This is a genomic window from Paracoccus lutimaris (assembly GCF_003337565.1).
Lineage (GTDB): Bacteria > Pseudomonadota > Alphaproteobacteria > Rhodobacterales > Rhodobacteraceae > Paracoccus > Paracoccus lutimaris.
This window is the reverse complement of sequence record NZ_QPJL01000017.1, coordinates 57,650-68,959: the sequence shown is the minus strand read 5'-3', so window position 1 is coordinate 68,959 and position 11,310 is coordinate 57,650. Positions and strand designations below refer to the sequence as shown.

At 64.0% G+C, this 11,310-nt stretch carries 8 protein-coding genes; 6 read left to right on the top strand and 2 right to left on the bottom strand.

Going from position 1 to position 11,310, the window contains the following annotated elements; all coding sequences use genetic code 11:
* Positions 1-249: 249 nt before the first annotated feature.
* On the bottom strand, positions 250-2,700 hold the full coding sequence (locus DFP89_RS21040) for a beta strand repeat-containing protein (RefSeq protein ID WP_114350121.1): 2,451 nt from the start codon (positions 2,698-2,700) through the stop codon (positions 250-252).
* 141 nt (positions 2,701-2,841) lie between these two features.
* The gene (locus DFP89_RS14545; RefSeq protein ID WP_114350120.1) at positions 2,842-3,915 is read right to left on the bottom strand and encodes a glycosyltransferase family 2 protein; all 1,074 of its coding nucleotides are present in this window, start codon (positions 3,913-3,915) and stop codon (positions 2,842-2,844) included.
* A gap of 211 nt (positions 3,916-4,126) precedes the next feature.
* On the opposite strand from DFP89_RS14545, the gene sucC reads away from it, so the two are divergent.
* The 6 genes from sucC (at position 4,127) to DFP89_RS14515 (ending at position 11,309) form a co-directional block, all read left to right on the top strand.
* Positions 4,127-5,320, top strand: a complete 1,194-nt coding sequence (sucC, locus tag DFP89_RS14540; RefSeq protein ID WP_114350119.1) for an ADP-forming succinate--CoA ligase subunit beta — start codon at positions 4,127-4,129, stop codon at positions 5,318-5,320.
* 1 nt (position 5,321) lies between these two features.
* Complete coding sequence (locus DFP89_RS14535) at positions 5,322-5,600, top strand: hypothetical protein (protein ID WP_114350118.1); 279 nt, start codon at positions 5,322-5,324, stop codon at positions 5,598-5,600.
* A gap of 11 nt (positions 5,601-5,611) precedes the next feature.
* Positions 5,612-6,499, top strand: a complete 888-nt coding sequence (gene sucD, locus DFP89_RS14530; protein ID WP_114350117.1) for a succinate--CoA ligase subunit alpha — start codon at positions 5,612-5,614, stop codon at positions 6,497-6,499.
* Positions 6,500-6,554: 55 nt separating this feature from the next.
* Positions 6,555-6,896: a hypothetical protein gene (locus tag DFP89_RS14525; protein WP_114350116.1), complete on the top strand. Its 342-nt coding sequence runs from the start codon at positions 6,555-6,557 to the stop codon at positions 6,894-6,896.
* 225 nt (positions 6,897-7,121) lie between these two features.
* On the top strand, positions 7,122-8,321 hold the full coding sequence (locus DFP89_RS14520) for a glycosyltransferase family 2 protein (protein ID WP_181870351.1): 1,200 nt from the start codon (positions 7,122-7,124) through the stop codon (positions 8,319-8,321).
* Positions 8,322-8,342: 21 nt separating this feature from the next.
* Positions 8,343-11,309 (top strand): 2-oxoglutarate dehydrogenase E1 component, encoded by a 2,967-nt coding sequence (locus tag DFP89_RS14515; protein WP_114350115.1) that lies wholly within the window; start codon positions 8,343-8,345, stop codon positions 11,307-11,309.
* Position 11,310: the final 1 nt, after the last annotated feature.

Genomic DNA, 11,310 nt, shown 5'->3' with positions numbered 1-11,310 from the left:
GCCAGTAAAGGTTGCTCATCATCACCCCCGTCAGTTCGGGAGCTTGAATCACGCAGGCAGACCAGCCTCAAGCCGATTAATGGGTCCTGACCCTAGTCGCGGTGGCCCGCCATTCCGAAATTGCCGTTACGGCAACTTTGCTGGTGACGCAGGGTATCCCGGCCCTTCGGACGACACCGAATCAGTCTCGCAGACACGAAAAAGGCCCCGTGGCAGGTGCCACGGGGCCCGTTTCCAGATCGTGCCGGCTCAGACGAACTGGAAGTCCGAGGCGTCGACCTGCGCAACCGAGACGCCCACGAGCGTGATCGAGGTGCCGCCGAAGCTGACCACGGCATGACCGCCGACGCTTCTGATGGTCAGGTCGCTGAACTCGTCATAGGTGGTGCCGCCGCGGATCACGATATGATCGCTGCCGTTCTCCCAGCCGCGGATCTGGTCGGAGCCGTAGCCGGCCTGGAAGACGAACTGGTCGGCCCCGGTGCCGCCGGTCAGGATGTCATTACCGGCCTGGCCCCACAGCACGTCATTGCCGGTGCCGCCATCCAGCGTGTCATTGCCGGTGCCGCCATACAGCACGTCATTGCCGGCCGCGCCGATCACCACGTCATTGCGGTTGCCGGCATTCAGGATATTGGCGCCGCCACTGCCAAGCAGCCGGTCGTCATAGTTCGAGCCAGTCACATGCTCGATCCCGACCAGCAGGTCGATGCCCATGCCGCCGCCGACATTTTGCGCGCTGGTCTGGTTCAGGTTGACGATGACCCCGGCATTCGCGCTGGTATAGACCACCGTATCCAGCCCGGTGCCGCCATTCAGCGTGTCATTGCCGGCGCCGCCTTCCAGCGTGTCATTGCCGCCATAGCCGACAAGCAGGTTGGCCGAGGCATTCCCGGTGATGCGATCGCTGTAATTCGAGCCGATGACGTTCTCGATCGACTCGAGCGTATCCGCCCCCTCGTTGCCGCCCAGGGCCTGCGACGTGGTCAGCGACAGATCGACCCGGATGCCCGAACGCGAGGTGGCATAGGTGACGGTATCGGTGCCGCTGCCGCCGCGCAGCGAGTCATTGCCGGCGCCGCCGATCAGCGTGTCGTTTCCGGCGCCGCCATCGACATAGTCGCTGCCTTGATATCCGCGGAAATAGTCGTTGCCGTCCTGCAGCTCGATCCAGCGGTAGCTATAGGTATACTGGATGCCCGAGATGTCGAAAAAGTCGTTGCCGCCGGTCCCGCCGAGGTCACGATAAGCAAAGTCCAGCGACTCGATGCCGATCATGTTGCCCGAGGTCAGCACGAACCGCGACACGTTGATGTCGGAGGTCATGTAGATCGTGTCCGAGCCGTCATAGCCGACATAGCGGTCACTGCCGAAATCATTGCCGCCGATATAGAAATAGTCGTTGCCGGTGCCGCCGTTCAGGACATCATTGCCCGAGCCGCCGATCAGCGTGTCATTGCCGGCACCGCCCAGCAGGGTGTCGTTGCCGGAACCGCCATCGACATAGTCATTGCCCAGATAGCCGGTGAAGCTGTCCGCGCCATCCTGAAGATAGATGATACGGTAGCCAATTACCGAGGTGATACCGCTGATACTGAAGACGTCATTGCCGCCGGTCCCGGAAATGTCACTATAGTTGAAATCCAGCGTCTCGGCGCTGATCACATTGGCGCTGGTCAGCAGGAACTGCGAGGTGGTGATGTCGGAGGTCAGGTAGATGATATCCTGGCCCTCGCCACCAATATAGGTATCGCTGCCGAAATCATTGCCGCCAATATAGAAATAGTCGTTGCCGCTCATGCCCAGCAACTGGTCGTTGCCGCCGCTGCCGATCAGCGTATCGCTGCCGGAATTGCCGATCAGCGTGTCGTTGCCAGCGCCGCCATCGACATTGTCATTCCCTTGATATCCGGTGAAGCGGTCATTGCCGTCCTGCAGGTACATGCGACGGTAGCCGTTCACCGTGGTGATGCCGCTGATGTCGAAAATGTCGCCGCCGCCGGTGCCGGAAATGTCGCTATAGTTGAAATCCAGCGTCTCGGTGCTGATCACATTGGCGCTGCTCAGCTGCAGCCGCGAGGTGTTGATGTCGGAGGTCAGATAGATGGTGTCGGCGCCGTCGCCGCCATTATAGATGTCGGTGCCGGTATCGGTGCCGCCGATAAAGAAATAGTCGTTGCCGCTGCCGCCCAGCATGCTGTCATTTCCGCCGCCGCCGATCAGCGTATCGCTGCCGGAATTGCCGATCAGCGTGTCGACACCTGCCCCACCATCGACATTGTCATTCCCCTGATATCCGGTGAAGCGGTCATTGCCGTCCTGCAGGTACATGCGGCGGTAGCCGTTCACCGTGATGATGCCGCTGATGTCAAAGACGTCATTGCCGCCGGTGCCGGAAATGTCGCTATAGTTGAAATCCAGCGTCTCGGTGCTGATGACATGGGCGCTGTCAAGCAGAAGTTGCGACACCGTGACATCGGCGGTCAGGTAGATGGCGTCGGCGCCGTCGCCGCCATTGAAGATGTCGGTGCCGAAGCTGGTGCCGCCGATGCGGAAATAGTCGTTTCCGGTACCCCCGTACATCGTGTCATTGCCACCGTCGCCGGTGATGGTGTCATTGCCGGCATAGCCGTTGATAAGGTCGGAATCGCTGCCGCCCACAAGCGTCTCAGAGGCGCTGGTACCGTCAATCGTTGCCATGGATAATCTCTCACGTGGTTATGGCTGTGGCCGGATGGAACATCCCCGCCAACCGGGCACGATCAAGCACTTTCCGACCAACTGCAATATTTCATCGGCGAACGCCGCGATAAATCGGCGCGGCCGGATGGCCGGCGCCGGTCAGCGACGATCCGGCCCCGGCACGCCGCGCAAGATCCCCGCCAGCGAGGCACTGCCCTCATAGCGGCGGGTGCCGGCAAAAAGCGGCGAGCGGCCGAGGATCTCGGCGGCGCTCAGCATCTCGTGATAGTGGCGGGCGCCGGCGAAGTGCTGGCCGCGCTGCGCGGTATATTCCAGCCCCGCCGTGCCGCGGGTGAACTTGAAATGCAGGAATGCGGCGATGCTTTCCGACATGCGGTAATGCTCGCGCAGCCGATGCGCCCCGACATAGGTCGAGCCGGGCTTCCAGCGGCACAGCCCGATCTTCTGCATGTCCAGCGCACCCTTGAAAAAGCCCCGCGTCAGCCGCCGCGTGGCGCGGTATTTCAGCAGGTCGATCCCCTGCGGCGTGACCGGGCCGTCCAGCCCCGCCACCCGGTCCAGAAGCCGCAGCGCCAGCTGCCGCACCGGCAATTGCGGCACCCGGAACAGCCGGTCGCGCAACCCGCCATGCACCATCAGCGGCGGCGTCGCCGAGGCGCGCCGCATCTTCTTGGACCCGTACAGGAAATGATAGCCATGGGGCGCCGGCGCAGGCCCGTCGAAATACGGAAATGCCTGCAAAAGATTGCCGCCGGCATCGGGCGCATAGACATGCTCGGCCAGCGGACGGTCGGCATACATGTCGATCATCACCGTCAGCACCGCCTCGGCGCCCTCGGCCTCCAGCGCGGCCAGATAGGCGGCCAGCGGCTGCGTCTCCATGCCGGCAAAGACGAAATGCTCGTCCAGATCGGGCAGCAGCACCCAGCGCCCCGCCGCATGCCGGTCCAGCAGCTCACGCCGCCAGGCCAGCTTGTGTTCGGCATAGGTCGAGCCGGGCGCCGGACAAAGCAGCGTGACATCGGGCTGGCCCTCCAGCAACGCGCGGGTCGCATCGGTCGAATGATCGTCGACGATGATGAAATGCATCGGTCCCAGCGCCCGGTAATGGGCCAGGAACGGTTGGATCAGATTGGCCTCGTTATGGGCCAGGGCCACCAGCGGCAGGCCCGATGCGTCCCGGGCCGGCCGGATTTCCTCAAGCAGCGACATCTGCCCCTCTTTGATTCCCGCGATCAGTTCCCTTGTGGTTAGCCGTAACGCTGCAATGCCGCAATTCAGCTCTTGTGATCACAGGCCGCAAAAGTGTGATCACAAAACGTAGATATGGCGCATTTTCGCTAATATGGTCGCGCTAACCCCTTTGAGGGCGGCCCTGCGCCATGGCAAAAGCCGCGCCAACCGATAACTGCGGGGAAGCACCATGAACATCCATGAATACCAGGCCAAGGCGCTGCTGCGCCAGTATGGCGCGCCGGTCTCGGACGGGCGAGTGGTGATGAAGGCCGACGAGGCCAAGACGGCGGCGGGCGAGCTGGACGGCCCGCTTTGGGTCGTCAAGGCACAGATCCATGCCGGTGGCCGCGGCAAGGGCCATTTCAAGGAAAAGGAAGCCGGTGAAAAAGGCGGCGTCCGTCTGGCGAAATCGGTCTCGGAGGCCGAGGAACTGACCCGCCAGATGCTGGGCCGCACGCTGGTCACGCACCAGACCGGCGAGACCGGCAAGCAGGTCAACCGCATCTATATCGAAGACGGCTCGGATATCGAGCGCGAGCTGTATCTGGCGCTGCTGGTCGATCGCGGCACCTCGCGCGTCAGCTTTGTCGCCTCGACCGAAGGCGGCATGGATATCGAGGAAGTCGCGGCCCATACGCCCGAAAAGATCGTCAGCTTCAGCGTCGATCCGGCCTCGGGGCTTTCGGATTTCCACGGCCGCCGCGTCGCTTTCGCGCTGGGTCTGACCGGCGGTCAGGTCAAGCAATGCGTGTCGCTGATCAAGAACCTGTATCGCATGTTCATCGAAAAGGACATGGAGATGCTGGAAATCAACCCGCTGATCGTCACCGACAAGGGCGATCTGAAATGCCTCGACGCCAAGATGGGCTTCGACAATAACGCGCTCTATCGCCAGCCCGACATCATGGCGCTGCGCGACGAGACCGAGGAAGACCCCAAGGAACTCGCGGCCTCCAAGTTCGACCTGAACTATATCGCGCTGGACGGCGAGATCGGCTGCATGGTGAACGGCGCCGGCCTCGCGATGGCCACCATGGACATCATCAAGCTCTATGGCGCCGAGCCGGCGAACTTTTTGGACGTCGGCGGCGGCGCGACCAAGGAAAAGGTCACCGAGGCGTTCAAGATCATCACCTCGGACCCGAACGTCAAAGGCATTCTGGTCAACATTTTCGGCGGCATCATGCGCTGCGACATCATCGCCGAGGGCATCATCGCCGCGGTGAAGGAAGTCGGGCTGAAGGTCCCGCTGGTCGTGCGCCTTGAGGGCACCAATGTCGAGCTGGGCAAGCAGATCATCCGCGACAGCGGCTTGAACGTGATTGCCGCCGACGACCTGAAGGACGGGGCGGAGAAGATCGTCAAGGCGGTGAAGGGATAGGATGAAAGCTCATATTGTCCTTGCCGTGATCGGCTTTGCCACCTTCGTCTGGATGGCATTGCTGGCCTTGGCGGCCGAGGCAACCAAGCGCACCCGTGATGCCAGCACATTGCTGGACTGGCGCCGCGAAATCGCAAGCAAGCACGGCCTTGGGGCAATTGAGCGTTTGGGGCAGCACCCCGCCTCTCTCGCAGCGCAAGTCTGGGTTCTGAGGGTGCTTACCCTCGCCGCCCTCTGCTTTACCTGCTGGCACATCGTCAGCGCACTCATTTACGAATAGGAGCCAATTGAATGGCCATTCTCGTAGACAAGAACACCAAAGTCATCACCCAGGGCATCACCGGCTCGCAGGGGACCTTTCACACCGAACAGGCGATCGCCTACGGCACGCAGATGGTCGGCGGCGTGACGCCGGGCAAGGGCGGCACCGAGCATCTGGGCCTGCCGGTCTATAACTCGGTCCATGAGGCCGTGGCGAAAACCGGCGCCAATGCGACCGCGATCTATGTGCCGCCGCCCTTCGCGGCCGACTCGATCCTGGAAGCCATCGACGCCGAGATCCCGCTGATCGTCGCCATCACCGAGGGCATCCCGGTTCTGGACATGATGCGGGTCAAGCGCGCGCTGGAGGGCTCGAAATCGCTGCTGATCGGCCCGAACTGCCCCGGCATCATGACCCCGGGCGAATGCAAGATCGGCATCATGCCGGGCTCGATCTTCCGTCGCGGCTCGGTCGGCGTCGTCTCGCGCTCGGGCACGCTGACCTATGAAGCGGTCAAGCAGACCTCGGATGTGGGCCTTGGCCAGTCCTCGGCTGTCGGCATCGGCGGCGACCCGATCAAGGGCATGGAACATCTCGATGTGCTGCGCATGTTCCTTGACGACCCGGAGACCGAGTCGATCATCATGATCGGCGAAATCGGCGGCTCCGCCGAGGAAGAGGCCGCCGAGTTCCTGGCCGAGCAGAAGCGCAAGGGCCGCTGGAAGCCGACCGCCGGCTTCATCGCCGGCCGCACCGCGCCGAAGGGCCGCCGCATGGGCCATGCCGGCGCCATCGTCGCCGGCGGCAAGGGCGATGCGGAGTCGAAGATCGAGGCCATGAAATCGGCCGGCATCATCGTCGCCGACAGCCCCGCCGGTCTGGGCGAGGCCGTGCTGAAGGCCATCGCCAGCAAGTAAGCCCTGCCCCTCCGGGCCCCGCGCCCGGAGGGGGTGCTGCAAAGAGTGAGCGAAGATGTTCAAGCCGATGACCCTATCCGGGATGATGCTGGCCCCCGTGCTGCTGGCGGGCTGCGTCACCTCGACCGGCAACGGCGCCACGAGCTCTGGCCAGATCGATCCCGATACCGGCATTTCCAGGGATGCGCTGGTTCGGGTCGGGGCGATGGCCGATGGGGATACGACGCTATATGGCATCTTCTATCAGCAGGACAGGATCGACCGGGCCCAGCTCAAAGCGGCCCCGGCAAGGCTTTGCGCCGCGAAAAAGCAGACGCTTGTTTCGGGCGAGGACAAGGCGCTTGAACATCCCGACCAGCTGCCCGGCCTGCGCAAGCTATTGGTGCGCTGCAAATGATGCCGCGACACGCGCGTAGAATCTTGCCGGCGATAACTTCTTTGCAAGCGTTTTGACTTAGAGCTGCCCCCTGCCTAACCTTCGGGGGGCGCCCAGAACCATCCAAGCCAGGTGCCAATTGGACCGCCGACGCCGCCAGACCCAGTTCCTTCCCGCCGAGGCAGTGCCCTGCCCCCGCCCGGACGGTCTGTGGCCTGTCGCCTGCCCGCCGGCACAGGGGGGCGCATGACCGGCCCGCATTCCCCCGCGCCACAGCCCGCGCCCGACCCCGCCGCTGCAACCGCCGCGCCCGTGGCCAGGGCGGCGGCGATGGATTGGGCGCTGTGCGTCTCGACCTATAACCGGGGGCGGATGCTGGCCGATTGCGTGCGCCATGCGCTGGCCTCCAGCCTGCCGCCAGCGGAAATCGTCATCGTCGATGCCAGCGACGACTGGCAGGACAATCGCGACCGCATCGCGGAACTGATCGCCGCCTCGGGCCTTGACTGCCCGCTGCAATATGCCCCCGCCCGGCGCAAGTCGCTGACCGTGCAGCGCAATCAATGCGTGGCCCTGGCCCGGGCCGCCATCCTGTTCATGATCGATGACGACGCGATGCTGCACCCCGGCACGGCGGCACGGATCATGGGCTTTTACCGCGACGACACAGAGGGGCGGATTGCCGCCATCTCGTGCCGCAATGCGCCCCTGCCCGTCGCGCCAGACACCCATGACGCGCGCAAGCAGACCAACCGCGCCGGCAATCTGGTTCAGAACCGCCCGGCACCGGTCCAGCGCGGCATCGATTTCGCCCTGCGCCATGTCCTGATGATCCCTGCCGAGCAGCGTTTTGTCACCTATGACCGGCCCGAACTGCGCTGGCAGGGGGACACGACCCTGCCCGAAGGTCTGTGGCCCATGCCCTTCATCAACGGCTTTGCGCTGACGCTGCGCCGCGCGGTGGCGCTGCGCGAACCCTTTGACGAGGGACTCGTCGGCAGTTGCATGGCCGAGGATCTGGATGCCAGCTATCGTATCGGCCGGCACGGGCTGCTGGCCATCGCGCCCGACGCCCATATCGACCATCTCGAAGCGGCGGCGGCGCGCAGCAAGCGCCGGACCAGCACGGCGCTGTGCCTGCTGAACGTCGCCTATTTCGTCCGCCGCAATTCGGACCGCCAGACCCGCGACCTTGCCCGCTATGCGCTGTGGTATCTGCGCATGCTGGCCGCCGAGTTTCCCAAGGACCTCGCCGGGCGGCGCTGGGACCTGCCGCAGGTGCGCGGCGCCCTGCTGGCCGGACGTGCCCTGCCCGCGCTGTTGCGGGTTCCGCGTGCCGAGCTGCCGGCCCGCTATCAAGGTTTTCAGACATGGCTGATGACCGGGCTCCGCCCCGGTCCCAGCCCCGACAATATGACGACGCCGGATCATGGCGCGAACGGTTAGAATTACCCCGGAGGCACTCTCATGAACGATCAATCCCCCAATTCCGCCCTCCATGACTCGAGCTTCCTGCAAGGTCATAACGCGGGCTATGTCGAACAGCTTTACGGCCAGTGGGCCCAGAACCCGGCCGCCGTCGACGCGGCCTGGGACGCGTTCTTCCGCAGCCTCGGCGACGAGGAGGGCACCGTCACCCGCGAGGCCAAGGGCGCAAGCTGGCAACGCCGCGACTGGCCGCCGGTGCCCGCCGACGACAACACCGCCGCGCTGACCGGCGAATGGCCGCAAAGCAGCAAGGCCGAGGCCAAGGCCGCGATGGACAAGATCGCCGGCAAGGCCGCCGAGAAAGGCGTCAGCCTGACCGACGAGCAACTGAAACGCGCCGTTCTGGACAGCATCCGTGCGCTGATGCTGATCCGCGCCTTCCGCATCCGTGGCCATCTGCATGCCGATCTGGACCCGCTGCGCATGCGCGAGATCCCCGACAATGGCGAGCTGGACCCGGCGACCTATGGCTTTACCGGCGCCGATCTGGACCGCCCGATCTTCATCGACAATGTGCTGGGCCTGCAGATCGCCTCGATCCGCCAGATCGTCGACCTGATGAGCCGCACCTATTGCGGCACCTTCGCGCTGCAATTCATGCATATCTCGGACCCCGAGCAGGCGGCCTGGCTGAAAGAGCGCATCGAGGGTTATGGCAAGGAAATCGCCTTCACCCGTGAAGGCCGCCGCGCCATCCTCAACAAGCTGGTCGAGGCCGAGGGCTTTGAAAAATTCCTGCATGTCAAGTATATGGGCACCAAGCGCTTTGGCCTTGACGGCGGCGAGGCGCTGATCCCGGCGATGGAGCAGATCATCAAGCGCGGCGGCGCGCTTGGCGTCAAGGAGGTCGTGGTCGGCATGCCCCACCGTGGCCGCCTGTCGGTTCTGGCCAATGTGATGAGCAAACCCTACCGCGCCATCTTCCACGAATTCCAGGGCGGCAGCTACAAGCCCGAGGACGTGGACGGCTCGGGCGACGTGAAATATCACCTCGGCGCCAGCTCGGACCGCACCTTCGACGACAATACCGTCCACCTGTCGCTGACCGCGAACCCCTCGCACCTTGAGGCGGTGGACCCGGTCGTGCTGGGCAAGGTCCGTGCCAAGCAGGACCAGATGTCGGATCAGGTCGAGCGCAAGACCGTGCTGCCGATCCTGCTGCATGGCGACGCGGCCTTCGCCGGTCAGGGCATCGTCGCGGAATGCTTCCAGCTTTCGGGCATTCGTGGCCACCGCACCGGCGGCACCATCCATATCGTGGTGAACAACCAGATCGGCTTTACCACGGCGCCGCATTTCTCGCGCACCTCGCCCTATTGCACCGATATCGCGCTGATGGTCGAGGCGCCGATCTTCCACGTCAATGGCGACGACCCCGAGGCGGTGGTGCATGCCGCCCGCGTCGCGACCGAGTTCCGCCAGCGCTTCCACAAGGACGTGGTGCTGGACATCATCTGCTATCGCCGCTTCGGTCACAACGAAGGCGATGAGCCGATGTTCACCAACCCGGCGATGTACAAGCAGATCAAGGGTCACAAGACCACGCTGCAGCTTTACACCGACCGTCTGGTCGCCGACGGGCTGATCCCCGAGGGCGAGATCGAGGACATGAAGGCCGCCTTCCAGTCGCATCTGAACGATGAGTTCGAGGTGGGCAAGAACTTCAAGCCCAACAAGGCCGACTGGCTGGACGGCAAATGGTCGGGCCTTGCCACCGAGGGCGAGGAATATACCGCCGGCCAGACCGGCATCGCCCCCGAAACCATGGCCGAGATCGGCGGTGCCCTGACCCGCGCGCCCGACGGCTTTGACATGCACAAGACCGTCGGCCGCCTGCTGGAAGCCAAGAAACAGATGTTCGAGACCGGCAAGGGCTTTGACTGGGCCACCGGCGAGGCGCTGGCCTTCGGCTCGCTTCTGGTCGAGGGGCATCCGGTGCGCCTGGCCGGGCAGGATTCGACCCGCGGCACCTTCAGCCAGCGCCATTCGGCCTTTGTCGACCAGACGACCGAGGAACGCTACTACCCCCTGAACCACATCCGGGGCGGTCAGGCGCGTTACGAGGTCATCGACTCGATGCTGTCGGAATACGCGGTTCTGGGCTTTGAATACGGCTATTCGCTGGCCGAGCCGAACACCCTGACCCTGTGGGAGGCGCAGTTCGGCGACTTCGCCAATGGCGCCCAGATCATGTTCGACCAGTTCATCAACTCGGGCGAAAAGAAATGGCTGCGCATGTCCGGCCTCGTCATGCTGATGCCGCATGGTTATGAGGGTCAGGGTCCCGAACACAGCTCGGCCCGGCTGGAACGCTGGCTGCAGATGTGTGCCGAGGACAACTGGATCGTCGCGAACTGCACGACCCCGGCGAACTATTTCCACATCCTGCGCCGCCAGCTCATGCGCCCGTTCCGCAAGCCTCTGGTGCTGATGACGCCAAAATCGCTGCTGCGCCATCCGCTCGCAGTCTCGACGGCCGAGGAATTCCAGACCGGATCCTCGTTCCACCGCGTGCTCTGGGACGATGCCCAGCGCGGCAATTCGACGACCCAACTGGTCGCCGATGACAAGATCAAGCGCGTGGTGATCTGTTCGGGCAAGGTCTATTTCGACCTGCTGGCCGCGCGTGACGCCGCCGGCATCGACGATGTCTACCTGATGCGTCTGGAACAGTTCTATCCGTTCCCGGCGCAGTCGCTGAGCCGCGAGATGGGCCGCTTCAAGGATGCGGAAATCGTCTGGTGCCAGGAAGAGCCCAAGAACCAGGGCGGCTGGAGCTTTGTCGAACCGAACCTGGAATGGGTGCTGTCGCGCATCGGCGCCAAACACCCGCGCGCGCGCTATGTCGGCCGCGCGGCCTCGGCCTCGCCGGCGACCGGGCTTGCCTCGCGCCACAAGGCCGAACAAGAGGCATTGGTCACCGAAGCCATCACGGTCGGTGGCTGAC

What these genes read in the sequence shown, in the direction of transcription:
- DFP89_RS21040 (WP_114350121.1), bottom strand. Translation starts at nt 2,700, where the DNA reads ATGGCAACGATTGACGGTACCAGCGCCTCTGAGACGCTTGTGGGCGGC.
- DFP89_RS14545 (WP_114350120.1), bottom strand. Translation starts at nt 3,915, where the DNA reads ATGTCGCTGCTTGAGGAAATCCGGCCGGCCCGGGACGCATCGGGCCTG.
- sucC (WP_114350119.1), top strand. Translation starts at nt 4,127, where the DNA reads ATGAACATCCATGAATACCAGGCCAAGGCGCTGCTGCGCCAGTATGGC.
- DFP89_RS14535 (WP_114350118.1), top strand. Translation starts at nt 5,322, where the DNA reads ATGAAAGCTCATATTGTCCTTGCCGTGATCGGCTTTGCCACCTTCGTC.
- sucD (WP_114350117.1), top strand. Translation starts at nt 5,612, where the DNA reads ATGGCCATTCTCGTAGACAAGAACACCAAAGTCATCACCCAGGGCATC.
- DFP89_RS14525 (WP_114350116.1), top strand. Translation starts at nt 6,555, where the DNA reads ATGTTCAAGCCGATGACCCTATCCGGGATGATGCTGGCCCCCGTGCTG.
- DFP89_RS14520 (WP_181870351.1), top strand. Translation starts at nt 7,122, where the DNA reads ATGACCGGCCCGCATTCCCCCGCGCCACAGCCCGCGCCCGACCCCGCC.
- DFP89_RS14515 (WP_114350115.1), top strand. Translation starts at nt 8,343, where the DNA reads ATGAACGATCAATCCCCCAATTCCGCCCTCCATGACTCGAGCTTCCTG.